Source organism: Pantoea sp. B550 (assembly GCF_024158165.1).
Taxonomy (GTDB): Bacteria; Pseudomonadota; Gammaproteobacteria; order Enterobacterales; family Enterobacteriaceae; genus Pantoea; species Pantoea alfalfae.
In genome coordinates, this window is sequence record NZ_JAMYXI010000003.1 from 32,869 (window position 1) to 58,972 (window position 26,104).

Below are 26,104 nucleotides of genomic sequence, written 5' to 3' on the forward strand. Positions count from 1 at the left end.
ACCCTTCACTGTTGATGCGTGCCTGTTAAGGCACGCATCCTGGCTTTTATCCTGCTATCTGCTCCATTGTCTGCAGAATTCGCTTATCTGAGATGGGGTACGGCGTACCCAGCTGCTGAGCAAAGAAGCTGATACGCAGCTCTTCAATCATCCAGCGGATATTCTGCACCTCTTCATCATCCTGACGCTGTGGCGGCAATTTGTTGCGCCACGCCTGATACGCCTGTTCCACTGCCTGCACTTTTAACATGCGCGCACGATCGCTGTGTGGATCGGCAGGCAGTTTTTCCAGCCGACGCTCAATGCCATGCAGGTAACGCAGCGTATCCGCCAGCCGCTGCCAGCCGTTTCCGGTGACAAAGCCGCGGTAGACCAGGCCACTTAATTGCGCCTTGATGTCGGACAACGCCAGCGCCATCGTCATATCGACCCGGCCCTTCAGACGCTTATTGATGTTGAAGACGGCCGTCAGGATCTGTTCAACCTGCTTCGCGATGGTCATTACGGTCTCATTGAGTTCGCCGCGAACTTTGTCACGCAACTGCTCAAATGAGGTCTGATCCCAGGCCGGACCGCCCGCTTCATCCATCAGTTTGTCGATGCCGCAGGCGATGCAGTCATCAATCAGCTCCAGCACTTTGCCATAAGGGTTGAAGTAAAGTCCGAGCTTGGCTTTGTTCGGCAGCTTCTCGTGCAGATATTTAACGGGTGACGGCACATTCAGCAGCAGCAGACGACGCTGACCGCGCCACATCATTTTCTGCTGCTCCTGCTCGCTGTCAAACAGGCGAATGGCGACGCTCTCTTTCTCATCGACCAGCGCAGGCCAGGCTTTGACCTGATAGCTACCGCGCTTCTGTTCGTAGCTGCGCGGGAGTTCACCAAAGCTCCAGATATGCAGACCACTCTGCTCCAGCCCGTCATCTGCCACTTTCGATAGCGTCTCCTGCACTTTGCCTTTCAGCTGTGCTTTGAGCGCGGTGAGATCTTTGCCTTCCAGCAGTTTGCGGTTGTGCTCATCCAGCACACGGAAGGTCATTTTCAGATGATCGGGCACCTGTTCCCACTGCCAGTTTTCCCGTTCCAGCGTGACACCAGTCATGCGGCGAAACTCACGCGACAGCGCATCGAGCAGCGGCATCTCCATTGCGTTGACACGTCCCAGGAACGCCTCGGCGTAGTTGGGTGCCGGCACCAGGTTGCGGCGCAGCGGCTTGGGCAGTGACTTAATCAGCGCGATGATCAGCTCACGGCGTACGCCCGGGATTTGCCATTCAAAACCGCTATCTTCAATCTGATTCAACAGCGGCAGCGGAATATGTACCGTCACGCCATCCGCATCGGCCCCCGGCTCGAACTGGTAACTCAGCTTCAGTTTAAGGTTGCCCTGATGCCAGAAGTTAGGATAATCAAGCTGGCTGACCTTATCCGCGCCCTCTTTGATCAGCATCTGTTTGTCGAAGTTCAGCAGCTCCGCGTTTTCACGGCTGGCCTTTTTCCACCAGCTGTCGAAATGCTTCGCTGAAACAACCTCTTTGCCAATGCGCTGGTCATAAAAAGCAAACAGCGTTTCGTCATCTACCAGAATATCGCGACGGCGGGATTTGTGTTCCAGATCTTCGACTTCACTGCGCAGCTTCTGGTTAGCACGGAAGAAAGCATGTCGGGTCTGCCAGTCGCCCTCCACCAGCGCGTGACGGATAAACAGCTCACGACTCAGAGTGGGATCAATGCTTCCATAGTTCACCTTGCGCGCGGCGACAATGGGCAGACCATAGAGCGTAACCTTCTCGGCAGCCATTACCGCACCCTGCGATTTCTCCCAGTGCGGTTCACTGTAGCTGCGTTTAATCAAATGCTGCGCCAGCGGTTCAATCCACTCCGGTTCAATGCGACCCGCAGTGCGGCCCCACAGGCGGCTGGTCTCGACCAGTTCTGCCACCATGGTCCATTTCGGCGGTTTTTTAAACAACCCGGAGCCGGGGAAAATCGAAAAGCGGGTATTGCGTGCACCGGTGTACTCCTGCTTGTCGGTGTCCTTCTGGCCGATATGTGACAGCAGACCGCTGAGCAGCGCGCAGTGAACAGGCTGCAGTTCAGCCGGCTCGCTGTTAACCGAAATGCCCAGTTCGCGCACTACCTGCCGCAGCTGGGTATAAATATCCTGCCATTCCCGCACCCGCAGATAGTTCAGGAAGTCACTTTTGCACTGGCGACGGAAGAGGTTGCCGGACAGCGCTTTCTGCTGCTCCGCCAGGTAGTTCCACAGGTTCACATAGGCGAGGAAGTCGGAATCTTTGTCGGCAAAGCGCCGGTGCTTCTCATCGGACGCCTGCTTTTTCTCTGCCGGGCGCTCGCGCGGGTCCTGGATCGACAGACCGGCAGTGATGATCATCACTTCACGTACGCAGCCAAATTTCTGCGCTTCCAGCACCATCCGCGCCAGACGCGGATCGACCGGCAGCTGTGCCAGCTGACGCCCGGACCCGGTGAGTTTGTAGTGTCCGCTCTCCTCATTCAGGGTCAGCGCGCCCAGCTCTTCCAGCAGGCGGATGCCATCCTGAATATTGCGCTTATCGGGCGCTTCCACAAACGGGAAGGCGGCGATATCGCCTAGTCCCAGTGAGGTCATCTGCAGGATCACCGACGCCAGGTTGGTGCGCAGGATTTCCGGATCGGTAAAAGCCGGACGGCTCAGGAAGTCATCTTCCGAGTAGAGGCGAATACAGATACCGTCCGAAACACGGCCGCAACGCCCTTTTCGCTGGTTAGCGGAGGCCTGCGATATCGGCTCAATCGGCAGGCGCTGCACCTTGGTGCGGAAGCTGTAGCGACTGATACGCGCCGTGCCAGGATCGATGACATATTTGATGCCCGGGACCGTTAGTGAGGTTTCCGCGACGTTGGTCGCCAGCACGATGCGACGGCCACTGTGCGACTGAAATACCCGGTTCTGTTCCGCGTTCGACAGTCGCGCATAGAGCGGCAGCACTTCGGTGTGCGGCAGGTCGCGTTTGTTCAGCGCATCGGCGGTATCACGGATTTCGCGCTCACCGCTCATGAAGATCAGGATATCGCCGCGACTCTCGCGTCCCAGTTCATCCACCGCATCAAAAATCGCCTGCAGCTGATCGCGATCGCCATCATCCGCTTCTTCAACCACCGGCCGGTAGCGCACTTCGACCGGATAAGTCCGGCCGGAGACTTCAATCACCGGCGCGTTGTTGAAGTGCCGCGAGAAGCGCTGCGGATCGATGGTCGCCGAGGTGATAATCACTTTCAGATCGGGGCGGCGCGGCAGCAGCTCACGCAGATAACCGAGCAGGAAATCGATATTCAGGCTGCGCTCGTGCGCCTCATCAATGATGATGGTGTCATATTGCATCAGCAGGCGATCCTGCTGGATCTCCGCCAGCAGGATCCCGTCGGTCATCAGTTTAATCTGCGTCAGATCGCTGACCTGGTCGTTAAACCGCACTTTATAGCCGACACAGCCACCCAGTGAGGTGCTGAGCTCATCAGCAATACGGTTCGCCACGGTGCGCGCAGCCAGACGGCGCGGTTGCGTATGACCAATCAGACCCGTGATACCGCGTCCCAGCGCCAGACAGATTTTCGGCAGCTGCGTGGTTTTACCTGAGCCGGTTTCACCCGCAACAATCACTACCTGATGGTTGCGAATCGCGGCGGCAATATCCTGCTGTTTCTGACTGACCGGCAGATTGTCCGGAAAGGTAATGGCTGGCGTAGCCGCGTGGCGCTGGGCCACGCGCTGTTCAGCAGCAATAAATTCCTGCTCCAGCTCACGGGCAATGCCCTGCTGTGCCTCGGAATTTTTAGCTTTTCTGGCACCCTGCAAGCGGCGCTGCAGACGCTGGCGATCGCGCAGCATTACACCGTCGAGCCGTGGCCAGAGCGCTGCCAGTGGGGAAGTATCGGGAGATGACATAATAGTGACGTACCTTACTCAGACGGTGTCGCTGCGAGAAGCAGCGCCCTGCAAGCCGGGATAACCAGCTGATTCAATAAAATAATTGTGCGCATCATAGCACATTCTGAACCGTTCCGGCGGCTGGCCCCGGTTACGCTTATTCAATAAATTCGAACATGGGTCTCGAAATATTGCGCTTTCACCGCGCCATTGATAACCGTAGAGTGTAAACCATTGAGCGGAAAGTCTTCCGCGTAACAGACAGGAAACCACCATGACCAAAGTTTTAGTTCTGAAATCAAGCATCCTTGCAGGCTACTCACAGTCAAGCCAGCTCGCTGACTTCTACGTTGTACAGGCAAAGGCACAGGGTAAAGAAGTCACTGTACGTGATCTGGCCGCTAACCCGATTCCGGTTCTGGATGGTGAGTTAGTGGGTGCAATGCGCCCATCCGAAGCGCCACTGTCACCACGTCAGCAGGAAGCACTGGACCTGTCCGATGAACTGATTGCAGAACTGCAGGCTCATGATGAAGTGGTGATTGCCGCGCCAATGTACAACTTCAACATCCCGACGCAGCTGAAAAACTATTTCGACCTGATTGCCCGTGCTGGCGTGACGTTCCGCTACACCGAAGCAGGTCCGGAAGGTCTGGTTAAAGGCAAAAAGGCTGTGGTGATCTCCAGCCGTGGCGGCATTCATAAAGATACCCCAACCGATCTTCTTACCCCATACGTTAAGCTGTTCCTGGGCTTCATCGGCATCACTGACGTTGAGTTCGTGTTTGCTGAAGGCATCGCTTACGGTCCTGAAGTGGCCAGCAAAGCGACCGCTGAAGCGAAAGACGCTATCAAGCAGATCGTGACGGCATAAGTCTCACTCATCTCAGGATGACGCTGTAAAAGACCGGGCCATGCGCCCGGTTTTTTTTCGCCGGTTACTGACTGCTCTGTGCCACTTTTCTCAGCCACTGACCGTTAATGCCGCGCACATATTCTCCCGCTGCCGCACGGCCCACCAGCTTCTGTCCGGCAATACTGGCGATGTCAGCCGTAGAGAGATTATTCTGCTCTGCCAGCCGCTGATACTCCTGCTGACGTCCGGCATTAATCCGCTGCACCAGCGCCAGCGTTTCACTGTCCTGCGAACGTGCCGCCAGATAGCCGGAAAGCGTTTCACCTGCCCGGCCCGATTGCCGCGCCTCATCGAGCGTCAGTGCCCAGGCAGGCTGAGCTATCGCCAGGACGAGGAACAGCGCCGCGCTTATGCGTTTCATCGTTGCTCTCCTCAGAACAGACCGCTCTGGTTTTTCAGTAACGCTTCCACATCTTTATCGACTTTGATGTGGATCTCATGTTCGATTTTCACGTTCATATTGATGGTGATGGGATCTTTGGGTGCCGTGACTTCAATGCGCGGCACGCAGCCGATGCTCAGCAGTCCGGCTGCCAGAACCAGTAGTGCCCTCAGGCTCATGGTGAAGTGTCCTTGTTCGATGGCAAAGTCGCATGTTGCTCTAACCAGGATTGCAAATTATCGCCAAAGCGCAGGCTGCGCCAGAGCTGAAACAGGTTTTCCTGATGATGATAGTTGAGATTAACCGTCTGACGACGGTTACTGAACGGGCTCACGCCCTGCACCTGCGCCTCCATAGTGAGGTCGCCAAGATTATCCAGATTGATCGTGGCCCAGCTGCGGGAGACTTCCATATAGCGTAACCAGTCCAGCGCGGCGCCCGTCGCCACGTTATTGCCGGTAATGGCATCTGCCATATCTTTATCCAGCCGGAAGGTCAGCGGACCGCTGTTGGCAATCCACCCTTTCTCCACCAGCCAGCGTGGGTTATTGAGCCACAGCGGAAGCTCACCGTTAACCTTGCCCGACATGGCGAACTGTTTAGGCTTCAGCGCCGTGACAAGTTCGCTGAGGCTGATTTGACGCAGCGACACCCGGGCTGGCTCATGCTGAGGCATACGCAGGGATGGCAGCGTGATTTGTCCGCCCAGCAGATCGAGGCTGACATCCTGCAGCGTCAGCGGCGCCTGTTCAGACCATGGCCAGTTCCCCTGCAGGTCGGCGCGAATGTTCTGCATCGCAAACTGGTTCTTAACCTCGGCAATGCGCAGTGATACCGGGCCGTGCTGCCCAAACTGCCACTGCTGATCATGAAATCGGAACGGCAGCGAGAAGTCGATACCGTTCACCTGGCTGTCAGGCGTCCAGACGCTGCCCTGTCTGACCGTCCAGTGGCCTCCGGCCTGGAAGCCCTGATCGCTGGCGGCGGAAAAAGCGACCTGTGCCTGCAGACTGCCGCCCTGAATCTGCATTTTCATGTCGGGGCTGAGCAGTGGCTGAAATACTGTCAGCGACTGAGCGGGCCACCAGGCCTGGCCGCGTAACCGTTCGCCGTCCCAGCGACCATTCACACGCAGCGGGCCGACCTTGCCCGCTTTTAACTCGCCCCGCCAGAGGAAATAGCCGGGATCACGACCTTTAGCCTCAAAGTCGAGCATGGAATCTGCCAGATGTCCGCCATAGCTGAAGCGGGTCTCTCCTGCCTGCAGGCGGAAATGCCCATTGAACGCCGGATGCGCCGCATCACGCTGCCAGTCTACCGGTGCAGTCAGCGTCAGACGCGGTTTTGCTATGTTGACGCTGCCGTACGCCAGCTGATTAAAGCCGGCAGACAGGGTGTCAAGATGGATCAGCGTATCGTGCCAGCCACCGGTTCCTTTAACATCCCAGCGCGCCTGCAGCGGCAGCATCTCGCCTCCGCCCCAGTAGCGCCAGTTCCATTCGCCCTTATCGGGCCAGAAGTCTGTGGCGCGACCATCGAGATGCAGCCGGAAGCGGCCAAAACTGGCATCGTGTGCGTTGAGAATCGCCTGCAGGCGACCATCAATGCCCTGTGAGGAGAGCCGCACACCCGCCAGCGGCCAGCGCGCCTCGTCCACTTCCAGCGTTGACAGCAGCCGACCGCGCAGACGCAGCAGCGATTTAGGTTGCAGCACCAGATGAGGATCGAGTAGCGATCCACTGAGCACACCAGGAATCGAGCCATAAAGTTGCAGAGCGGCCAGTTTGCTTTCACCGGTCAACTGAAAGGGAAGGTTGCTGTTGGTCAGGCTGAGGTTACCAGGACCGATGCCCAGCACCACGTTGCCCTTGCCGCCGCGTCCCTGGGTCAGCAGGTTAACGCGACCGCTAATCTGGCTACTTTCAAGGCCAGACTGCCAGTTATCCAGCGTCAGGTTAACAAACCCTGATAGCGGCTGAGCCTCCAGCGGCCAGAAGTATTCGCCCTTTTCAATCCGAATCTGATCGCGGCTGATCTGCCACGGCAGTCTGAGAAGCGGCCTGGTCACTTCGGCCATTGCCACGCGTAGCTCGCCCTGCTGCTGCTGCCAGTTAAGCGTCAGCTTCAGGGGATGCGGCAGCGCGTCCAGCGCCAGCTGTCCGGTCACATCGCCGTTCACCGGCAGATCAGTGGCAAAGGTGGGTAACGCCAGATGACCACTCAGCGTGACGGGGTCAGGCAGTGCAGGATGGGTGAGCGTCAGGCGACGGATAGCGAGCTGCTGACCGGTCAGCGTGGCCGCCAGCTGCAGATTATCGCCCTGGTAACTGAGTTGCTGGCGATCCTTTTCCAGCGTCAGATCCAGCGCGCCCGCATACGTCTGCCACGGCGTAACGATTAATTTGCCCAGATGAACGTCGGCGCCAGGCAGCATTGCCTGCCATTCGGCCAGCGTTTTGGGCGCAGCCGTACTGTTACTGGCAGGTAATTGTTGCAGGCAGGCGCTATCCAGCGTCAGCGCTTCAGCATTGAGTTTCCAGCGTGACTGATGCCAGCCCAGTGACACCGCCTTTACGGTGGCCAGTGAGCAATCGCCAGCGAGATAACGGATCTGAGGTAACCACAGGCCACCTTCACGCCAGCGGGGTGCGCCTGACAACGCAATGCGCGTCCCGTCAGGCAGCCAGATGCCGGCCAGCCGCGGCAGCCATTGCGTCACAGTTAAGATCAGGCCGAGCAGAAGCAGGATAACCGCCAGAATGGCCGCCAGCCGTCGCCGGAAAATCCGTGGCATAAAAGCCATAATCCTTTTCCTTACAATATCCTGACAACGATGATGGCATGTAATCTGCCAGAGGTGAAGGCCTGCGCCAGGCGCAAATCAGCAGTTTCAGCAAAGTCGGTCAGAAAACGTTATCCTTGGTTTATCACTCTGCAGGAGCATAACAATGAAGATCGCGGTTTACAGCACTAAACATTACGATCAGAAATACCTTGAGCAGGTCAATCAGCAGTTCGGCTTTGAACTGGTGTTTTATGACTTTTTACTCTCTGAAAGCACGGCTAAAACCGCTGTGGGTTGCGATGCCGTCTGCATCTTTGTTAACGATGACGGCAGCCGTCCGGTACTGAAAGAACTGGCCGGACTGGGTGTGAAATACATCGCGCTGCGCTGTGCCGGTTTCAATAATGTCGATCTGGCTGCGGCGAAAGAGCTGGGTCTGGAAGTCGTCCGGGTTCCAGCCTACTCACCAGAAGCGGTGGCTGAACATACGATCGGCCTGATGATGACCCTGAACCGCCGTATTCATCGCGCTTATCAGCGTACCCGTGACGCGAACTTTTCGCTTGATGGGCTGACCGGCTTCAATATGCACAACAAAACTGCGGGCGTTATCGGCACCGGTAAAATCGGGATTGCGACGATGCGCATTCTGAAAGGTTTTGGTATGCGGTTGCTGGCGTTTGATCCTTACCCAAGCGAACAGGCACTGGAGCTGGGCGCGGAATATGTCGATCTGAAGACGCTGTTCGCTGAATCCCACGTCATCACGTTGCACTGCCCGCTGACGCCGGAGAATCATCATCTGCTTAACGCCGACGCGTTTAAACAGATGCGCGATGGCGTCATGATTATCAATACCAGTCGCGGTGGTCTGATTGATTCACAGGCGGCCATTGACGCGCTAAAACAGCAGAAAATCGGCGCGCTTGGCATGGATGTTTACGAGAATGAACGCGATCTGTTCTTTGAAGATAAGTCGAATGATGTGATTCAGGACGACGTATTCCGTCGTCTGTCAGCGTGCCATAACGTTTTGTTCACTGGCCATCAGGCGTTTTTAACCGCCGAAGCGCTGACAGCCATTTCTGAAACGACGCTGAGTAATCTCAGCCAGCTCGACCGGGGTGAAAACTGCCCGAACCGACTCTCAGCCTGACTGTTCTCGGTGTGACTGCGCGGGCCGGAGAAATCCGGCCCGTTCATCAACGCGCGCAATTCCCGCCAATCAACGCCTGCTCATCACAGCGGCGTCCATTCACTAACTGACACATTCCCACGCGCGAGCCATCCAGCTGATGCGAAAATGCCAGCGTTCCGCCTGCATTCGAACAGGTGCTTTCTGCCAGGGAAGACATCACCACCCGTGGCTGGATATGGGCGGCGGTGGCTTGTTGCGGTGGCTCGTTATCATCACTGTTGCTGCTACAGGCAGAGAGTAATAGCGCGGCACCGGCCAGCAAAAAGGTGGCTGCTTTCATCAGTCGGACTCCGGGAATTGAGGTAAAAGGCTGGCTCAGCATATGTCAGGCAGCACAAGGGGTCGAGAGGTGAAACAGCTTTTTACAAAATTCTGCAGCGTCATTTGCAAGCAGAATTATCTTGTTTACCTGTTATCACTGAACTGCCACCCTTTTTCAGCCCATATTAATTCGGAGTAAACCCATGTTAATGGATATGTTAATTCGCATAGCGCTGGCCGGTATTCTCGGCGGCCTGATAGGCCTGGAGCGGCAGATGCGGGCTAAAGAAGCGGGATTACGTACGCATATTCTGGTCGGTATCGGCAGTGCCATGTTTATGCTGGTGTCGAAATATGGCTTCGCCGACATGCTCAGCAGCGACCACGTAGCACTGGACCCCAGCCGTATTGCCGCTCAGGTGGTCAGCGGAATGGGCTTTCTTGGCGCGGGCACCATTATGATCCAGAAGCAGGTGGTGAAGGGTTTAACCACGGCGGCCGGCCTGTGGGTAACGGCAGCGATTGGTCTGGTAATCGGCAGCGGCATGTATGAGATCGGCATCTATGGCACGGTGCTGGCGCTGGTCGTGCTGGAAGTGTTTCGCCGCCTCAGTCATCTTTTAATCGGCAAACACCATACACTGCTGGTTTTTCTTAAGCCTAAAAGCGTGCCGCTGGTATTGCTGGTCATGCAGCGGGAAGGCATACGCTACGGCAATGTGACGGTGATTAATCGTGATGAAGAGAGCGGTCTTTGTGAACTCAGTGTCCAGGTGACGCTTTCCCGCAAATCAAACGATGCGTACCTTTATGATAAGGTTATGGAGATCAAGGGCGTTCAGTCGCTGGAAATGATGTGATTCCGCCACAAAAGCCGCTCATACCCGATGTCTCCCTGCAGGCATCCGGACATCGCAGAAGGCGGTGAGTAGCAGCCGGCGCCTTCTGCACTCCCCCATCCAAATCTTGCTGACCGCACATCTGGCTATCCTGTAAAGAAGCTGACTGACTGACCTGAGACATAGTGCGTGCCGATAATTAATGGCATAATCCGTTATTGTTTATCAATGTAATCATTTTACCCGGGGACAAATGCGCCAAGACTCTGACCATTCTGAAGACACCCTGCCTGCTGCTTCGCGCAAAAATTACCAGCCAGCATTAATCTTGCTGATTTTTACACTGATTGCGGGTGCTGCGGGGATCATGATGATACTGGATCATCGGAACTCGGTTAATAACGCGCTGGAGACCGGACAATGTCTGGCTGAAGAAAGTGCGGAAGATATTCTGGAAGTACTCAGGCATTTTTTACATCATGCTTATCGCTGGATTTTTAAGGCCTGCGGCTGAATTCAGTGCAGCATAAAATGGAGTAAGCCATGCCGGTTGACCAGCAGCAGAACACCGCAATACATAACCGCAACATAGCAAAGTAAAAAGAGTATCAGCGTCACAATAAATCTGGTGCCGTACTTTTTTATTTTACGATTTTTATCGGGATGCCTCATAGACATTAAATATTGATTCATTTGTTATTCACATTGATAGCCCGACATTAAACGGCTTCACAGGCAGTCTGTATTGACGAAATGTGCGAACCGACAGTTCACTTTATAAGAGAGTCTGCGTAAACGCATTTAAGCATAAAACGTAAACACCCGCTCTTGCGAAATCTGCTTATCGGATGTCCTTAACATCACCAGATTTATTAAAAAATCACTTTTTAGTGCGTGCTAAGAGATGATAAAACCATCGTTTTAATGAGATGCATAACACGCCAGTACGTCTGAATTTATTATTATAAACCCAACGGGTCAACGCACATTCAACAGAGCCCTTTTTTAAGATTATCACCTGAAAAACGAAAGCAGCGATTAATATCTGACTCTCTGATAATTTAATGAAAACATTTCTTTTGATGTACATCAAATCATAACAATACAACCCGAAATCTATTTAGTCCCGATTGAGTCATGGCAGCGCATGCTGTGTTTTTTATTAATTCGGTAGTGCTGATGAAAATTTTTTTAATTATCTCTGTCATTTTTATGGCCACAGGCTGTGCGGTTAAAAGAGATCATGCGCGGACTGATGCTTACCCGTCATCACCGCCGTCCTGCTCAACGCACAGTGATGAAATTGATTGTCAGTGGAAAGATGTGCCCGTCAGCTGACATCGCGCAGCTGAACGCTTTCCGTTTGCTCACGACGAAGCAAAGCCTGCCCTCTATCCTCACGCGCTTGCTCAGCACCGCATTCCGACAATGATTGCCCAGACGGGTCACGCGGCCTATGACTCTGACGGCGATTATCCGCTGATTACTTCACTCCGGGCTGGCTTTCGCGGCAACAATCCGTACCATACGCTGCATATTCGTAACATCACAGTGAAGTGACCGGCTGGGCGTGCATCAATTTGCCCTTTAGCTACGCTTTCTGGTTTTTGAGATAGGTAAAAATGCAAGATAATCAAACGGTTGACAAGAAAGAACAGTACAACCTGAATAAACTGCAGAAGCGTTTGCGTCGTAATGTCGGCGAAGCGATTGCAGATTTTAATATGATTGAAGAAGGCGACCGCATCATGGTCTGCCTGTCGGGCGGTAAAGACAGCTACACCATGCTGGAAATTTTACGCAGTCTGCAAAAAAGCGCACCGGTCAACTTCAGCCTGATTGCCGTCAATCTCGACCAGAAACAGCCGGGCTTCCCTGAGCACATCCTGCCGCAATATCTTGAGTCGCAGGGTGTTGAGTACCGGATTGTCGAAGAAGATACCTACTCCATCGTCAAAGATAAGGTACCTGAGGGCAAAACCACCTGCTCACTCTGCTCGCGCCTGCGCCGTGGCATTCTCTATCGCGTCGCGACAGAACTCGGTTGTACTAAAATTGCGCTGGGCCACCATCGCGATGACATCCTGCAGACGCTGTTCCTGAATATGTTCTACGGTGGAAAACTGAAAGGCATGCCGCCAAAGCTGATGAGCGACGATGGTAAGCAGATTGTGATCCGTCCACTGGCCTACTGCCGTGAGAAAGATATCATTCGTTTCTCCGAAGCACGTCAGTTCCCGATTATCCCGTGCAACCTTTGCGGTTCTCAGCCGAACCTGCAGCGTCAGGTGGTAGCCGATATGCTGCGTGACTGGGATAAGCGCTATCCTGGCCGCATCGAAACCATGTTCAGCGCGATGCAAAACGTGGTGCCGTCGCACCTGGCCGATGTCAATCTGTTCGATTTTAAAGGCATCAAACATGGCGATGCAGTCGTTGATGGCGGCGATCTCGCCTTTGACCGGGAAACGCTGCCATCACAGCCTGTCGGCTGGCGGGTCGATGAAGACGATGCACCCGATATCAGCGTGCGTCTGGATGTACTACAGATTAAATAAGTCCGGAAAAGATTAAGGGCGTGCTGCAGGCAGCACGCCCTTTTTTATATGTTGCGATGTGGCGGTGGATCCATTATCGGCGGAAATTCCGGATCGGTTGGTGGATCAGGCTGCGGTTGCGGCTGGGGAATTGGCTCAGGAATCGGGACTGGATCCGTGGGGATCGGCTCGCTGTTAAGAATCGCGCTCATGCCGTACTCCTTTTCTTGCGAATGGACTTTAAGCTTAGATAAGGAACGGCGTTACAGCCAGGCAGACAAAAAAAAGCCGGCACACTGGCCGGCATGTTTCGAATTAAATGTGCTATGCATCAATTCTAAATATGGAAGTAAGACAATATGGAGCGCAACGCCCATCGCTTGACGTTGCATTCACCTGCGGGAGAGAGTTTGCGTCAGCAGCGACAATGGGTTCTTGATGTCGATCAGCTTTTGTTCGCTTAACGGGATTTTCGGCCCACATAGCGGGATTGCCGCATTACCTTTGTCGCATCAGAGCCAGTGCCGTTTACGCAGATAACCTGCGACCCCTACTGCCAGTGCCACCAGCAGCAGACAGAAGATTGAAAAACCATATTTCCATTCGCCGCCCGGAATGCCGCCCAGATTGACACCAAACAGGCCGGTCAGGAACGTGGCGGGCAGAAAGATCATCGCCATCAGTGACATGGTATAGGTGCGGCGGTTCATCGACTCCGCCATCGCAGAGGCGACCTCATCAGCCAGAATCGCAGTGCGCGCCACGCCTGCATCCAGATCATCCAGCCCGCGCCCCAGACGGTCGGCAATTTCCTGCATCCGGCGGCGTTCACTGTCATCCATCCAGGCCAGTTTTTCACTGGCCAGCCTGGCATAGACATCGCGCTGAGGGGCCATATAACGCCGCATCACAATCAGCTGTTTGCGTAGCAGGCCCAGCTCGCCGCGCGCGGGCATCCGCTGATCGAGCAGCGCATCCTCCAGCTCGATAATTTTGTCATGTAACTCTTCAATAAATTCGCTGGTGTGATCGGTCAGCGCATCACAGACATCCACCAGCCAGCTGCCGCAGTCAATCGGGCCATTGCCGTTTTGCAAATCGGTGAGCACTTCATCGACGGCAGAAACTTTGCGCCGCCGGGTGGAGACGATGAGCTTATCGTTGATAAACACCCGCATGACCACCAGCTGGTCGCGACGTGCATCGGTGTTGTGGTTAACGCTGCGCAGCACAATCATAAATCCGTCGCCCAGCCTGCTCACGCGGGGACGCATGCTGTCGCCCGCTAACGCGTCACGCACAGCATCGGGGATTTGTGGCGTGGACTGCAGCCATTCGGCGCTCTTGCGATGGGTATAGTTCAGATGCAGCCAGCAGGGCTGCTCACACTGGATGACTTCATCTTCAGCAATCGGGATCATTCCCCCCTTGCCATCCAGCTGGCAGGAAATGATGGCATCTGAAACCTGTAATGCTTTTCCTTCAATAACGTCCACTCCGTCGCCTCTCTACTAAAATCAATATGATACAGTCTAGCGTGACGGCGTTGAGTTGCAATCTCCGGGCTGTGTAGAAAGATGTCAGCCGATGGCCGGAAAACCGGCCATGACAGGCTTAGTGCTTTTCAATCCAGAGTTCACGGCTGTAGGCGACGTCTTCAGGATTGGTGATGGGGTAGCCTTTGACCCAGGGTTTAATCAGGCGGCCATTAGTGTACTGATAGATAGGGGCAATGGGCGTCTGTTCAGCCAGGATCTGCTCCGCCCGGTTGTAGTCGCTGTTGCGCGCCTGGTCATTTGTCTCTTTGCTGGCTTTGGCGATGGCCGCATCATAATCCGCGTTGCTGAAACGCGAAATATTACTGCTGTTGCCTGAGGTCAGCAGATTCAGGAAGGTAGATGGCTCATTGTAGTCACCCACCCACGAAGCACGAATCACATCAAAGTTCCCGCTATTACGGCTGTCGATATAGGTTTTCCACTCCTGATTCTCCAGCGTGACATCTACCCCGAGGTTCTTTTTCCACATCGAGGCCACAGCAATCGCAATTTTCTGATGACTCTCAGAGGTGTTGTAGAGCAACTTAAGTTTGAGCGGCTTAGCGGGGCCATAACCGGCGGCGGCGAGCAGCGCTTTCGCCTGCGCGTTCAGGGTGTTCTGATCGTGCTGCTGCATGAAAGTGGGCAATGGCTTAAAGCCTGCTGTTACATCTGGTGTAAAGTGCCACGCCGGCTTCTCACCGGTGCCCAGCACTTTTTCAGCAATGACTTTGCGATCGATAGACCATGAAAGCGCTTTGCGGACCCGCACATCGGCAGTCGGCCCCTTCTGCGTGTTAAAAGCATAGTAATAGGTGCCTAACTGGTCAGGTGTGTAGACCTCACCCGGCAATGTTTTTTTCAACATCGCATACATATTCTTAGGGAAGGATTCGGTGATATCGACATCATTTGCGCGATAGCGCTTAGTGGCGCTCGACTCTTCATTGATCGGGACAAAGGTCACTTTTGTCAGCACCGAATGCGCATCATCCCAGTAGTCCGGATTACGGATCAGGACGATTTTTTCATTTACGACCCGCTCACTGAGCTGATAGGCACCGTTGCCCACCAGTTTGCCGGGTGCCGTCCAGCTGTCGCCCTCCTGCGCAATCGTCTTCTGAGGAACCGGGAAGAGCGCGACGTTAGCCACCAGCGCCGGGAACCACGGCACCGGACGATCCAGCGTCACTTTCAGCTGCGTTTTACCCTGAGCGACCACACCCAGCTTATCGGGCGTCATTTCGCCTTTGGTAATGGCTGCCGCATTTTCAATGCCGCTTAAACCCGCGAACCAGGCAAAGGGCGAACTGTTTTCAGGAGCGACCAGGCGCTGCCAGCTGGAGACAAAGTCCTGTGCGGTAACCTGATCGCCGTTTGACCAGCGCGCGTTATTGCGCAGGGTGAAGACCCAGGTTTTGTTGTCGCTACTGCTCCAGCTCTGCGCCACGCCCGGCACAATTTTGCCCTGCGCATCCTGATTGGTCAGGCCTTCAAACAGATCGCGAATCACCTGAATTTCCGGCAGTCCGACTGCTTTAAGCGGATCAAGTGAAGCGGGTTCATCTTTAATGTGGCGAACGATCTGCTGCTGTTCAGCCAGCTGTGCGCCAGCGGGTGGATTCGCCGCGATAGCGGGTGTGATAACACTGCTCAGACTGATTGCTGCCAGCGTCATGCGAAAGGTCTTAACCATCATCACTCCTTTACCCCAAAGAAGTGCTGCATCAGTCTGTTGCTGATACAGCTTGTGCAGGGCACTTTAGCGCAAATGGCTGACAGATAAATAGCTATTTTCCGCACACGGCTTTTCCGCTACTTTGAGTAAAACCCTTTGAGGAAATGAGTATGTCACCACTCCATCCGCGACCCCTGCGGGGCAAACTTGACGTTCCCTATCAGCAGTATGGCCGCTCTGTGCTGGGCGCACCGCTGCTGTGGTTTCCGGCCCCATTGGGCGATCCCGACAGCGGTCTGATCCTTGCCGGCACCCACGGTGATGAGAATGCGGCCATCGCGACGCTCTCTGCCGCATTACGCACGCTGCCCGACGGCATGCGTCGGCACCATGTGGTATTAGCGGTCAATCCGGATGGCTGCCAGCTTGGGCTGCGCGCTAACGCAAATGGCGTCGATCTCAACCGTAACTTCCCCGCCGCAAACTGGCAATCAGGCGAGACGGTATATCGCTGGAACAGCGCGGCCGATGCGCGTGATGTGGCGCTCTCAACCGGTACGCATCCGGGTTCGGAACCGGAAACCCAGGCACTCTGTGCTCTGATTCATCAGCTTAAGCCGTGCTGGATCGTCTCATGGCATGAACCGCTGGGCTGCATTGACGATCCGCATCAGGTGGATATAGGCGGCTGGCTGGCCAGCCACACCCGCCTTCCCCGAGTCAGCAGCGTCGGCTATGACACGCCAGGCTCATTCGGCAGCTGGTGTAACGATCTCAGTCTGCCCTGCGTCACCGCTGAAATGCCGGTGATTTCCGTGGATGAAGCCACAGAGACTTACCTTGAGATGATGGTCAACCTGCTGCGCTGGCAGCAATAATCAGTTGACCGTTGCGCACGTTGATCGCCGGTTCTGCATCGGCCGCCAGCCAGGTTGGCCCGTCAAGATCGGCGAAGCGGGTCTGCGGCACCAGCGGCAACGCAGCACGTATCGCCCGCGAGGTGCAGAGCATGCAGCCCAGCATCACCGTAAAGCCCTGCTGCTGAGCCGCATCGGCCAGTGCCAGCGCCTCGGTTAGTCCACCCGTTTTATCCAGTTTAATGTTGACCATCTCATAACGGCCTCGTAGTGCCGCCAGGCTTTCGCGGGTATGACAGCTCTCATCAGCGCAGATCGGTAACGGATGGATAAAATTCTCCAGTGCCGCATCCTCATCCGCGGGCAGTGGCTGCTCAAGCATCGCCACATTGATATCGGCCAGTAGCTGACAGCGTGCTGCCAGGCCTTCGGCGTGCCATGACTCATTCGCATCCACAATCAGGGTCGCGTCCGGCACGGCGGCGCGGATCGCCATCAGCCGTTCGGTGATGAAATTATCGTCAAGCTTAACCTTCAGCAGCGTTGCACCATGCTGCCACAGCGCCAGCGCGCTGCTGGCCATCGCTTCCGGGGTATCGATACTGACGGTCTGTGCGGTGACCACATCCTCAGGCGCGGTAACGCCGCTAAGCTGCCAGAGGCTGCTCTGCTGCTGATGTGTGGCCAAATCCCACAGGGCGCTGTCAATGGCGTTGCGCGCGGCACCAGCAGGCAGTGCCTGTTGCAGCGCTTCACGCGTCATGCCCTGTTGCAGCGCAGGCAGCAGCGTGGCGATTTGCGCCAGCACCGAGGCTTCGCTTTCACCGTAGCGCGCATAAGGGGTCGCTTCTCCGACGCCTTTGACGCCGTCCTCCTCAATTTCAACCACCACCACCTTGACTTCGGTTCGCGTTCCACGGGCAATGACAAACGGCGTATGCAATGGCCAGGCTTCGGGGTAACTTTTTACCGTTCTCATTTCCACTCCAGAATGTAGGACGCAGTGGCAGCCCGCCACGTTAAATTCAACAATTGAACTCGTAAACCCTTAACATTTATGTCATAAACAACGGCTATCTTTAGCCGTTTTGTGTTGGATGTTTTTTCTCATCAAAAGGAATCACTATGTCTCAGACTGTTCATTTTCAGGGTAACGCCGTGCCAGTTGCTGGTCAGTTTCCTCAGGCTGGCGATAAAGCTAAAGCTTTTACGCTGGTCGCTAAAAATCTGGTCAACGTTGCGCTCTCTGAGTATGCAGGAAAACGCAAGATTCTGAACATTTTCCCGAGTGTTGATACCGGCGTCTGTGCTTCATCAGTGCGCAAATTCAATCAGGCCGCGAGTGAACTGAATAATACGGTGGTGCTGTGTATTTCAGCGGATCTGCCGTTTGCCCAGTCACGTTTCTGTGGCGCAGAAAACCTGAGCAACGTAGTGACCCTGTCGACGCTGCGCGGCTCAGAGTTTAAGTATGATTATGGCGTGGAAATTGCCGATGGTGCGCTGGAAGGTCTGACTGCTCGTGCGGTGATCGTGCTGGATGAGAACGATAAAGTGCTCTACAGCCAGCTGGTTGATGAAATCACTACTGAGCCTGATTACGACGCTGCGCTGGCCGCGTTGAAGTAATACAAAAAGCGGATAGCCAGGTTATTCGCCGATGTTACAGATAATGTCTGGCTCGATTAGCTGTCAGAACGAGCCTGCACAGAAAATTGGGTCAGATCGGAGAGACGCAAAATCTGTCATCCATGACCGCCCGGCCCGCACAATTACGCACCTCATCCCTGAGGTGCGCCCGTAGACGGGCCAACGCTTCGCGTTAAGTTAATCTATGACTGCCAGATTCGCCATGAGTCTGCTAAGAGGAACTGAAAAGCTTATTCGCTTTCGGTACGCTTCTGCCCCAGACCATATTCCCGCAGCTTATTGGCAATCGCGGTGTGCGAAACACCCAGCCGTTTTGCCAGCTTTCGGGTACTGGGATAAGAGAGATAAAGCCGCGTCAGAATCGAACGTTCGAAACGGCTGGTGATCTGATCCAGTGTCCCTTCCAGGGCTTCATCTCCGAGTGACACATCCAGCGCCTGTTCGGGCAACACGATATCCTGCGGACGCAGCTCGTAACCTTCCAGCTGGGTTAATGCCCGATACAGCGCGTTTTTCAACTGACGCACGTTGCCAGGCCAGGCATAACGGGTCAGAAACGCATTGAGCTGTGGCGAGAGACGCGGACGCGCCATTCCCTGCTCATCCGCGAAGCGGGCCACAAACATCTCAGTCAGTGGCAGAATGTCCTGTGGACGATCGCGCAGCGGCGGCAGTTGCAGCGTCAGCACATTGAGACGATAAAAGAGATCTTCGCGGAATTCCCCGCGCTGCACCAGCTCAATCAGGTTCTTTTGCGTGGCGCAAATCACCCGCACATTGACATGTACTTCATGCTCTTCGCCGACGCGACGGAAAGTACCGTCATTAAGAAAACGTAGCAGCTTGGTCTGCATTCTTGGCGACATCTCGCCAATTTCATCCAGCAGAACCGAGCCGCCATTGGCCTGCTCAAAAAAGCCTTTTTTGCCTTCCAGCGCATTCGGATAAGCGCCGGCAGCATGACCAAACAGCTCGCTTTCCGCCACGTCGTCGGGCAGAGAGGCACAGTTCAGCGCCAGGAAAGGATTTTTCCCGCGGGCACTGCGCAGATGACAGGCGCGTGCCAGCATATCTTTCCCGGTCCCGGTGTCGCCAACAATCAGTAGCGGCGCATCAAGCATCGCCAGTTTACGTGCCTGATCGACCACCTGACGCATCTTCGGCGTGACGGCAATGATATGGTCAAACTCCGATTCGTCGGTAACCACCAGATTCTGCAACTGGCGGCCCATACGGGCTGTCGACTTCAGCATCACCATCGCCCCAACCGGCCTGTCGCTCTGGCCCTCTTCACCCGGCAGGTAGATGGGACGTGCCTCCATCAGAAAATCACGCCCCTCAATGACGACATGCTGGGCCTGCGCCTCAACACGATCGCTCTCGAGCCAGCGCAGGAAATTAAAGCCGTTAATCAGATGACCGGCGCTAAAGTTGCGCATCTTCTCTTCATCGAGATTAAACAGGTTCTGAGCAGCGGGATTCGCCAGTTCAACCTTGCTTTTCAGATCGATAGAGAAGACCGGATCCGGCATCGCCACCAGCAGCGCACTCAGCGCGCGATGCTCCCGTTCAGAGGGCATGTACGTAACCGTGCGCACATCTGTTACGCCGGGTGTACGGCGGATTTCCGCCATCAGATTACTGAAGGCGTCAAATTCCAGTGCAGAAAAGTTCAGGTAGATGCGGCCCAGTGCCGTGATTTCGATACCGCGTAAATCAATGTTGCGTGCCACCAGCAGGTCAAGCAGTTCACGCGTCAGACCGATACGGTCCTGACAGAACACTTCCAGACGCATTGCGTTCGCCTTAATCAGGTTCAGATAAAACAATAATACGCTATGTGGCGCACCTGCAGAAAGGTGTCTGTCAGGAAATGTTGACAGTTCTGGCTCGTATGGTGGAGTTTTGTACTAACCTGCTGTCGACGATCATTTCCGGTTGAATGTCAGTCTTTGTCAGCACCGGACTGTTGATTGCGGGCTGATTACGGTATATTTTTCTTAACTGAGTAGAATTGATTTTAAAATGCTGACTTTCTTCGCAAAATATCTGACTGTGGGTATGGTTAATACCCTGATTCATTGGCTGACCTTTTTCCTCGCCCTGAGCATGGGTCTCATGCAATCGACCGCTAACCTGATTGCTTTTTGCATGGCCGTCACCTTCTCTTTCTTTGTTAATGCGCGCTGGACCTTTAAACAGCAGGCCACGGCATGGCGTTATATTCTTTACCTCGTTTTTATGGGCGCGATGGCATTCAGCGTAGGTTATCTGGCTGACCGGTTGGGCCTCTATCCAATTATTACATTGATTGCCTCATCGGCTATCAGTCTGGTATGTGGCTTTCTTTTTTCCCGCTTTGTTGTATTCAAAGGAGAATAATGAAAATCTCTTTGGTGGTGCCGGTATTTAATGAAGAGGAGGTCATCCCTCTTTTTTATGATGCGGTCAGAAAATATGAAGCGCTTGCAGAGTGGCAGGTTGAGATTGTTTTTATCGATGATGGCAGCACAGACGCAACGTATAAGCTGATAACGCAACTGAGCCAGCGCGATCCACTGGTGTGCAGCCTGTCATTTATTCGTAATTTCGGCAAGGAACCGGCGCTATTTGCCGGACTGGAAGCCGCCACCGGCGATGCCGTGATCCCGATTGATGTGGATTTGCAGGATCCGATCGCGATTATTCCCGACATGATCCGAAAATGGCAGGCGGGCGCTGATATCGTGTTAGCCAAGCGGATTGACAGACGTGCCGATGGTCACCTCAAACGCAAAACTGCGCACTGGTTTTATAAACTGCACAACAGTATCAGCGATCCGCAAATAGAAGAGAACGTCGGTGATTTCCGGCTGATGTCGCGTGAAGTGGTCGAGAATATTAAGCTGCTGCCCGAGAAAAATCTCTTCATGAAGGGCATTCTGAGTTGGGTCGGCGGACAGACGGACATCGTGGAATATGTACGCACTGAGCGAATTGCTGGCCGCAGTAAATTCGGCGGCTGGAAGCTGTGGAATCTTGCGCTTGAGGGACTGACCTCATTCTCTACTGTTCCGTTACGCATCTGGTCATATCTGGGTTTCTTAGTGGCCTCGCTGGCCTTTCTGTATGGACTCTGGATGATCGTGGATAAACTGCTGTTCGGTAATCCGGTGCCCGGCTACCCCTCTATTCTGGTTTCTGTGCTTTTTCTCGGTGGGGTTCAGCTTATTGGCATTGGTGTGTTGGGTGAATATATTGGCCGCATCTATATGGAAACCAAAAACCGGCCTCGCTATATTTTGCGAAAATCCGCGACGACCAGACTAACCCCGCCTCAGAACACGGATTAAACCGCGCGTTCAGGCGCAGAGAGATGGCCTGATTAATAAGGATGTAAAATGTTCGCCACTGATACCGTACTGACACACCGTAAGGTTTTTTTACTTATTGCGATCGTTTTTCTGATTGCTTATAGCCCCGCTTATTTAACCCATTACGCCTATACCGATGACTGGACAAATCTCTACTGGGCTAACTCTGACAAGCTCAGCATCTTAAACTGGGACACGTTATCCGGTAGGCCGGTGTATGGCGTTATTCAGTACAGTGCTTCTTTTCTGGTGGAGAGCGTAGAACTACTGGCGCTGTTGCGTTCTGTCGCCCTTGTTCTGCTCATTTTTACCGGGTATTACATCTATACCCTTTGTCAGAAAGATGCGCTGCTGGAGAATCAGGCTCAGCGGATCACTTTTGCATTATTGATTTGTCTGCTCCCTTCATTTCAGGTTTACGTTGCATGGGCATCCTGTTTCCCCTATATCGCTGCGATTTTACTGGCGGGTGCCAGCTACCGTTTGTCGATTAAACCGGGCATCCCAGCCAGGCTGTTAGCATTCTGCCTGCTGACCATCGCTTTCTGTCTCTACCAACCGGCCGCAATGAGCTTTACCTTCTTTGCTGCGCTGGACCTCTGCTTTTCCGCGCGGAAAATTGATAAGAAACAGGCGCTAATCTCACTGATGGTGCTGGGCGCAGGCATGTTTGCTGCGCTACTCGCCTCGAAGGTGCTGCCCGTTCAGCTTTATGGTCACACGCTGCCCCGCTCGGCATTCAGCTACGACATCCCGGTTAAGCTGAAATGGTTTTTTACCGAGTACCTGAAAAACGTTATCTGCAACTTTGATCTCGGTGCAAAAACGGTGTCGGTGATCCTCTCTGCGACCATTATTGGTTTTGGGCTTAAGAAAATTAAAGCCGCAGGCAACGACAAATTTTATCTGATGTTCGTCTTACTGCTGATCGCCGCACTGCCCAATCTGATTGTCAGCGAAAGCATGGCTGCTTACCGCACGTTGATTGCCGGTGCATTGATTACCACCAGCGCATTTATTCTCGGCCTGTTTGAAATCAGCAAAAAGATAAAATGGAAAAAGCCTTTTTATACGCTGCTGGTGATAGCGGCTGGCTCGCTGACGATAAGCCATCTGATCAACGGCTACTCCGTTCCGGCTCGCAAAGAGTTTGCCCTGCTCGATCAGGCAGTCATTCAGCAGGTTCCGAAAGATTTTAAGGGCGCACTCTATTATCGCCTGACCGGGGAGTACCTGCCGAAGGTTGCGACGTTACGTAAATATGATGATTTCGGCGGGCTGGGCCTGAGCATGTCATGGACATTCGCCGGAATGGCGCATTTTATCAGGGAGAAGAATGGGATGGCTTTTACGCTGCCAGCGGACCCGGTGATCACTGATGAATCTGCCTGTCCGGGTGAGTGCCTGACTATCGATTCGCGGCAGGTCCTGCGTCAGCCGCATTAAATAATAAAGGCGGCAAGGCCGCCTTTATTGTCCTCCAAAGGTTCAGGCGGACTTATTGCCGCCCTTCTGCAGCGTCTCTTTCAACTGGCCCAGCAGCTCACGACGAAAGTCGCCGAGCCTCGGCTTATCCTGCTCCAGCCAGGGCAATGGACGGCAAAGCTCCATCGCTTTTATGCCCAGTCTTGCGGTTAATAACCCTGCACCAATACCCTGCGCGGCCCGCGTAGAAAGCCGGGCGGCAATGTCCTGCGACATCCAGTCCATACCCACTTCCCGCACCAGTTCAGATGCCCCGGCAAAGGCCATATTAAGCAGCACCAGACGGAATAACCGGATGCGGCTGAAGTAACCCAGCTCAATGCCATAGATTGCCGCGATACGGTTGACCAGCCGCAGATTACGCCAGGCGATAAACGCCATATCCACCAGCGCCAGCGGGCTGACCGCAATCATCAGTGTAGCTTCCGCTGCATGACGGCTGATCTCGCGTCGCGCCTGACGATCCAGCACTGGCTGCACCAGCTGTGCATATAAACGGACGATTTCACTGTCATTGTGGGTTTCGTGCAGTGAAGCATGCCAGCGCTGCAGAGCCGGATGCGCCTGATCCAGCTCCGCCTGTTGCGCCAGCTTTTCGCAGAATGCGCGGCCTTTGCCGATGCCATGACTGTGCAGCAGCTCGCGGCCCACATCCCGCTCCTCTGCGCGCTGACGCAACTGATAGAGGCGACGCCACTCGGTGGTCAGCGCGCCCACACCGGCCAGGACGATCAGGCCACCTGCCACGCCGCTGCCCAGCGAAAACCAGTCGCGGGCCAGCCAGGCATCGTGCGTCCACTGTACACCCTGCGCCATCACGCTGACGCCGAACAGCAGTGCGCCTGCTGTCACCATTTTGCGCCACAGGCTCCGCTTAGGCTTCAGCGCGGCTTCTACCGCCCGTTCACCTGCGCCCTCCTCTTCAACGGCGGCATCTTCATCCTGCACCGCCAGAAACGCAGCCTGCGCTTCTGCTTCAAAGGTTTGCGCCGGACGCAGCGGCGTCGTGCTGCTCTCATCCAGCGGATGGGCAAAATCGATACGCGGCTTCAGCGGATCGCTCATCGCAATTTATCTCCCAATAAAAATTCCAGCGCGGCATCCATGCGGATATGCGGCAGCGGACGATCAACGTCAAGCTGCTGCGGCCGGAACTGTTCAAACTGAAAACCCTGCTGCTGCCAGAAAGCGTTACCGGGCAGGCGCGGCGGCACTTCGCCGGGATAGACGGTGAGCGGCTCGCCATCGGTCAGTCGATGACCGCGCAGGGCCGGGATCTTCTCGCCACGGTGATCGACCAGCCCGCTTTGCGTCGCCTGCACTGACGCCAGCCCGATGCAATCCATACTGATGCCTTCAAATGCCGCGTTCTGCCACGCATCCTGCACCAGTTGCTGCAACAGAGACACCATGTTGCCATGCTGATCGCTGGTAATGTGGTCCGCCTTGGTGGCGGCAAACAGTAATTTGTCGATTACCGGTGAGAACAGCCTGCGGAACAGGGTGCGCTGACCGTAATGAAAACTCTGCATGAGTTGCGTAAGTGCCAGTCGCATATCATTAAACGCCTGAGGTCCGCTGTTCAGCGGCTGCAGACAGTCCACCAGCACAATCTGGCGATCAAAACGCAGGAAATGGTTTTTATAAAAGCCTTTAACCACATGCTGACAGTAGTAGTTAAACCGCTGCTGCAACATGCTGAAGTTGCTGCCTTTGTCGGCCTGCGCAAGCTTAGTCAGTTGCGCCTCATCAGAAGTCGGCCAGGGGAAGAACTGCAGCGCGGGCGCGCCTGCCATATCGCCAGGCAGCACGAAGCGGCCCGGCTGAATAAAGTGTAAGCCTTCCGTTTTACAGCGATGCAGGTAGTCGGTCCAGGCGGCAGCAATTTCCGCCAGCTGGGTTTCATCGGCGGGTGCTAACGGGTCGAGTTTTTCGCAAAGTGCGCGCCACGACTTAGCCCACTCAGCGCGATCGCCCTGCAGCAGAGCGTTCATCTGTCGGGACCAGGTGAGGTAATCCTGCGCCAGCATCGGAAGATCGAGCAGCCATTCGCCGGGATAGTCGACAATCTCAAGATAGAGGGTCGCCGTCTCTTTCAGATGGCGCAGCAGTGAATCATTAGGCCGGTAGCGCAGCGCAAGACGCATTTCGCTGACGCCGCGGGTTGGCGTGGGCCAGGCGGGCGGCGTGCTGTAGAGCTGTGCCAGACCTTCGTCGTAGGTAAAACGCGCCGTGCCCATGTCGCGCTGCGGCACCCGTTTCACGCCCAGCAGGCGTTCATCCCGCACAACGGAAAACAGCGGCAAACGTGCGCCGCTGTGAACCGTTAAAAGCTGATTAACCAGTGAGGTGATAAAGGCGGTTTTACCGCTGCGGCTTAAACCGGTGACCGCCAGCCGCAGGTGGCGATCGACGCCACGGTTCATCAACGCCACTAATTCAGTTTGCAGTCTTTTCATCCTTCTCCCTGATGAAGCGCGATGCCACCCGGTTCATCACGCGTTTCAGCAGTGGCTCAAGTGCCACAGCCAGCAACAGACGTAACGGGCGTCGCGCTACCGATTTCACCGCCCAGCCAGTCACACCAGCAGGACCGTAGGTAACAGCATTGATAATGATGAATTTAGCCGCCGACTTCAATGCAGGTGCCGCGCGGTGACGAAAAGCAGTGGATCGCGAAAAAGACATCAACAC

22 protein-coding genes and 1 pseudogene are annotated in these 26,104 nt (G+C 54.8%); 10 read left to right on the top strand and 13 right to left on the bottom strand.

The window, feature by feature from the left end:
• Positions 1 to 46: 46 nt before the first annotated feature.
• Positions 47 to 3,949, bottom strand: coding sequence for an ATP-dependent RNA helicase HrpA (gene hrpA / locus NIM72_RS03235; RefSeq protein WP_253418701.1), 3,903 nt, complete (start codon positions 3,947 to 3,949; stop codon positions 47 to 49).
• Positions 3,950 to 4,205: 256 nt separating this feature from the next.
• Here hrpA and NIM72_RS03240 point away from each other — a divergent pair, with 256 nt between their 5' ends.
• A complete protein-coding gene (locus tag NIM72_RS03240; RefSeq protein ID WP_253418704.1) occupies positions 4,206 to 4,805 on the top strand; it encodes an FMN-dependent NADH-azoreductase in 600 nt (199 codons plus the stop codon).
• 64 nt (positions 4,806 to 4,869) lie between these two features.
• Here NIM72_RS03240 and NIM72_RS03245 read toward each other — a convergent pair whose 3' ends face one another.
• The 3 genes from NIM72_RS03245 to NIM72_RS03255 are packed head-to-tail and all read right to left on the bottom strand — an operon-like array spanning position 4,870 to position 8,032.
• Positions 4,870 to 5,208, bottom strand: coding sequence for a YdbL family protein (locus tag NIM72_RS03245; RefSeq protein ID WP_253418707.1), 339 nt, complete (start codon positions 5,206 to 5,208; stop codon positions 4,870 to 4,872).
• Positions 5,209 to 5,219: 11 nt separating this feature from the next.
• Entirely contained in the window at positions 5,220 to 5,408 is a 189-nt protein-coding gene (locus NIM72_RS03250; RefSeq protein WP_009090058.1) for a YnbE family lipoprotein, read from the bottom strand.
• Positions 5,405 to 8,032, bottom strand: coding sequence for a YdbH family protein (locus tag NIM72_RS03255; protein WP_305884801.1), 2,628 nt, complete (start codon positions 8,030 to 8,032; stop codon positions 5,405 to 5,407). The genes NIM72_RS03250 and NIM72_RS03255 overlap by 4 nt, the downstream gene beginning before the upstream one ends.
• 145 nt (positions 8,033 to 8,177) lie before the next feature.
• Between NIM72_RS03255 and NIM72_RS03260 the strand changes: the two genes are divergently transcribed.
• Positions 8,178 to 9,170: a 2-hydroxyacid dehydrogenase gene (locus NIM72_RS03260; RefSeq protein ID WP_253418711.1), complete on the top strand. Its 993-nt coding sequence runs from the start codon at positions 8,178 to 8,180 to the stop codon at positions 9,168 to 9,170.
• Between the two features lie 46 nt (positions 9,171 to 9,216).
• Here NIM72_RS03260 and NIM72_RS03265 read toward each other — a convergent pair whose 3' ends face one another.
• On the bottom strand, positions 9,217 to 9,492 hold the full coding sequence (locus tag NIM72_RS03265) for a DUF333 domain-containing protein (protein ID WP_003853763.1): 276 nt from the start codon (positions 9,490 to 9,492) through the stop codon (positions 9,217 to 9,219).
• A 184-nt stretch (positions 9,493 to 9,676) separates the two neighbouring features.
• Here NIM72_RS03265 and NIM72_RS03270 point away from each other — a divergent pair, with 184 nt between their 5' ends.
• From NIM72_RS03270 to ttcA, 3 genes are all read left to right on the top strand, one after another.
• Positions 9,677 to 10,333 carry an MgtC/SapB family protein gene (locus NIM72_RS03270; protein ID WP_150010231.1) on the top strand — a complete coding sequence of 219 codons (657 nt, stop codon included), beginning with the start codon at positions 9,677 to 9,679 and terminating at the stop codon, positions 10,331 to 10,333.
• Positions 10,334 to 11,740: 1,407 nt separating this feature from the next.
• Positions 11,741 to 11,872 carry a hypothetical protein gene (locus NIM72_RS21480; protein WP_256497397.1) on the top strand — a complete coding sequence of 44 codons (132 nt, stop codon included), beginning with the start codon at positions 11,741 to 11,743 and terminating at the stop codon, positions 11,870 to 11,872.
• Positions 11,873 to 11,934: 62 nt separating this feature from the next.
• On the top strand, positions 11,935 to 12,870 hold the full coding sequence (ttcA, locus tag NIM72_RS03275; protein ID WP_161735202.1) for a tRNA 2-thiocytidine(32) synthetase TtcA: 936 nt from the start codon (positions 11,935 to 11,937) through the stop codon (positions 12,868 to 12,870).
• Positions 12,871 to 12,956: 86 nt separating this feature from the next.
• On the opposite strand, the pseudogene NIM72_RS21530 reads toward ttcA, so the two are convergent.
• From NIM72_RS21530 to NIM72_RS03285, 3 genes and pseudogenes are all read right to left on the bottom strand, one after another.
• Positions 12,957 to 13,061: pseudogene (locus tag NIM72_RS21530) on the bottom strand (hypothetical protein); the annotation flags it as partial.
• Positions 13,062 to 13,361: 300 nt separating this feature from the next.
• Positions 13,362 to 14,345, bottom strand: coding sequence for a zinc transporter ZntB (zntB, locus tag NIM72_RS03280; RefSeq protein WP_161735206.1), 984 nt, complete (start codon positions 14,343 to 14,345; stop codon positions 13,362 to 13,364).
• A 118-nt stretch (positions 14,346 to 14,463) separates the two neighbouring features.
• Positions 14,464 to 16,083, bottom strand: a complete 1,620-nt coding sequence (locus NIM72_RS03285) for an ABC transporter substrate-binding protein (protein WP_222925475.1) — start codon at positions 16,081 to 16,083, stop codon at positions 14,464 to 14,466.
• A 152-nt stretch (positions 16,084 to 16,235) separates the two neighbouring features.
• On the opposite strand from NIM72_RS03285, the gene mpaA reads away from it, so the two are divergent.
• Entirely contained in the window at positions 16,236 to 16,943 is a 708-nt protein-coding gene (gene mpaA, locus NIM72_RS03290; RefSeq protein WP_161735208.1) for a murein tripeptide amidase MpaA, read from the top strand.
• Here the strand turns inward: mpaA and ycjG are convergent.
• Positions 16,918 to 17,901: an L-Ala-D/L-Glu epimerase gene (gene ycjG, locus NIM72_RS03295; protein ID WP_222925432.1), complete on the bottom strand. Its 984-nt coding sequence runs from the start codon at positions 17,899 to 17,901 to the stop codon at positions 16,918 to 16,920. The genes mpaA and ycjG overlap by 26 nt on opposite strands.
• A gap of 146 nt (positions 17,902 to 18,047) precedes the next feature.
• On the opposite strand from ycjG, the gene tpx reads away from it, so the two are divergent.
• Positions 18,048 to 18,551, top strand: coding sequence for a thiol peroxidase (gene tpx / locus NIM72_RS03300; protein WP_161735213.1), 504 nt, complete (start codon positions 18,048 to 18,050; stop codon positions 18,549 to 18,551).
• A gap of 251 nt (positions 18,552 to 18,802) precedes the next feature.
• Here the strand turns inward: tpx and tyrR are convergent, their stop codons facing one another.
• Complete coding sequence (gene tyrR / locus NIM72_RS03305) at positions 18,803 to 20,368, bottom strand: transcriptional regulator TyrR (protein ID WP_161735216.1); 1,566 nt, start codon at positions 20,366 to 20,368, stop codon at positions 18,803 to 18,805.
• A 229-nt stretch (positions 20,369 to 20,597) separates the two neighbouring features.
• On the opposite strand from tyrR, the gene NIM72_RS03310 reads away from it, so the two are divergent.
• Genes NIM72_RS03310 through NIM72_RS03320 form a run of 3 tightly spaced genes read left to right on the top strand, consistent with a single transcriptional unit; the run spans position 20,598 to position 23,371 of the window.
• The gene (locus NIM72_RS03310; RefSeq protein ID WP_253418714.1) at positions 20,598 to 20,954 is read left to right on the top strand and encodes a GtrA family protein; all 357 of its coding nucleotides are present in this window, start codon (positions 20,598 to 20,600) and stop codon (positions 20,952 to 20,954) included.
• Positions 20,954 to 21,904, top strand: a complete 951-nt coding sequence (locus NIM72_RS03315) for a glycosyltransferase family 2 protein (RefSeq protein WP_161735221.1) — start codon at positions 20,954 to 20,956, stop codon at positions 21,902 to 21,904. Before NIM72_RS03310 ends, NIM72_RS03315 begins: the two co-directional genes overlap by 1 nt.
• 48 nt (positions 21,905 to 21,952) lie before the next feature.
• A complete protein-coding gene (locus NIM72_RS03320) occupies positions 21,953 to 23,371 on the top strand; it encodes a hypothetical protein (protein ID WP_253418729.1) in 1,419 nt (472 codons plus the stop codon).
• A 42-nt stretch (positions 23,372 to 23,413) separates the two neighbouring features.
• On the opposite strand, the gene NIM72_RS03325 is transcribed toward NIM72_RS03320, so the two are convergent.
• The 3 genes from NIM72_RS03325 to pspD are packed head-to-tail and all read right to left on the bottom strand — an operon-like array spanning position 23,414 to position 26,098.
• Positions 23,414 to 24,475, bottom strand: a complete 1,062-nt coding sequence (locus NIM72_RS03325) for a YcjF family protein (RefSeq protein WP_222925429.1) — start codon at positions 24,473 to 24,475, stop codon at positions 23,414 to 23,416.
• Positions 24,472 to 25,869, bottom strand: a complete 1,398-nt coding sequence (locus NIM72_RS03330) for a YcjX family protein (RefSeq protein ID WP_222925428.1) — start codon at positions 25,867 to 25,869, stop codon at positions 24,472 to 24,474. Before NIM72_RS03330 ends, NIM72_RS03325 begins: the two co-directional genes overlap by 4 nt.
• Positions 25,850 to 26,098, bottom strand: a complete 249-nt coding sequence (gene pspD, locus NIM72_RS03335) for a phage shock protein PspD (protein WP_010670225.1) — start codon at positions 26,096 to 26,098, stop codon at positions 25,850 to 25,852. The genes NIM72_RS03330 and pspD overlap by 20 nt, the downstream gene beginning before the upstream one ends.
• Positions 26,099 to 26,104 lie beyond the last annotated feature (6 nt).

What these genes read in the sequence shown, in the direction of transcription:
- hrpA (WP_253418701.1), bottom strand. Translation starts at nt 3,949, where the DNA reads ATGTCATCTCCCGATACTTCCCCACTGGCAGCGCTCTGGCCACGGCTC.
- NIM72_RS03240 (WP_253418704.1), top strand. Translation starts at nt 4,206, where the DNA reads ATGACCAAAGTTTTAGTTCTGAAATCAAGCATCCTTGCAGGCTACTCA.
- NIM72_RS03245 (WP_253418707.1), bottom strand. Translation starts at nt 5,208, where the DNA reads ATGAAACGCATAAGCGCGGCGCTGTTCCTCGTCCTGGCGATAGCTCAG.
- NIM72_RS03250 (WP_009090058.1), bottom strand. Translation starts at nt 5,408, where the DNA reads ATGAGCCTGAGGGCACTACTGGTTCTGGCAGCCGGACTGCTGAGCATC.
- NIM72_RS03255 (WP_305884801.1), bottom strand. Translation starts at nt 8,032, where the DNA reads ATGGCTTTTATGCCACGGATTTTCCGGCGACGGCTGGCGGCCATTCTG.
- NIM72_RS03260 (WP_253418711.1), top strand. Translation starts at nt 8,178, where the DNA reads ATGAAGATCGCGGTTTACAGCACTAAACATTACGATCAGAAATACCTT.
- NIM72_RS03265 (WP_003853763.1), bottom strand. Translation starts at nt 9,492, where the DNA reads ATGAAAGCAGCCACCTTTTTGCTGGCCGGTGCCGCGCTATTACTCTCT.
- NIM72_RS03270 (WP_150010231.1), top strand. Translation starts at nt 9,677, where the DNA reads ATGTTAATGGATATGTTAATTCGCATAGCGCTGGCCGGTATTCTCGGC.
- NIM72_RS21480 (WP_256497397.1), top strand. Translation starts at nt 11,741, where the DNA reads ATGATTGCCCAGACGGGTCACGCGGCCTATGACTCTGACGGCGATTAT.
- ttcA (WP_161735202.1), top strand. Translation starts at nt 11,935, where the DNA reads ATGCAAGATAATCAAACGGTTGACAAGAAAGAACAGTACAACCTGAAT.
- NIM72_RS03285 (WP_222925475.1), bottom strand. Translation starts at nt 16,083, where the DNA reads ATGGTTAAGACCTTTCGCATGACGCTGGCAGCAATCAGTCTGAGCAGT.
- mpaA (WP_161735208.1), top strand. Translation starts at nt 16,236, where the DNA reads ATGTCACCACTCCATCCGCGACCCCTGCGGGGCAAACTTGACGTTCCC.
- ycjG (WP_222925432.1), bottom strand. Translation starts at nt 17,901, where the DNA reads ATGAGAACGGTAAAAAGTTACCCCGAAGCCTGGCCATTGCATACGCCG.
- tpx (WP_161735213.1), top strand. Translation starts at nt 18,048, where the DNA reads ATGTCTCAGACTGTTCATTTTCAGGGTAACGCCGTGCCAGTTGCTGGT.
- tyrR (WP_161735216.1), bottom strand. Translation starts at nt 20,368, where the DNA reads ATGCGTCTGGAAGTGTTCTGTCAGGACCGTATCGGTCTGACGCGTGAA.
- NIM72_RS03310 (WP_253418714.1), top strand. Translation starts at nt 20,598, where the DNA reads ATGCTGACTTTCTTCGCAAAATATCTGACTGTGGGTATGGTTAATACC.
- NIM72_RS03315 (WP_161735221.1), top strand. Translation starts at nt 20,954, where the DNA reads ATGAAAATCTCTTTGGTGGTGCCGGTATTTAATGAAGAGGAGGTCATC.
- NIM72_RS03320 (WP_253418729.1), top strand. Translation starts at nt 21,953, where the DNA reads ATGTTCGCCACTGATACCGTACTGACACACCGTAAGGTTTTTTTACTT.
- NIM72_RS03325 (WP_222925429.1), bottom strand. Translation starts at nt 24,475, where the DNA reads ATGAGCGATCCGCTGAAGCCGCGTATCGATTTTGCCCATCCGCTGGAT.
- NIM72_RS03330 (WP_222925428.1), bottom strand. Translation starts at nt 25,869, where the DNA reads ATGAAAAGACTGCAAACTGAATTAGTGGCGTTGATGAACCGTGGCGTC.
- pspD (WP_010670225.1), bottom strand. Translation starts at nt 26,098, where the DNA reads ATGTCTTTTTCGCGATCCACTGCTTTTCGTCACCGCGCGGCACCTGCA.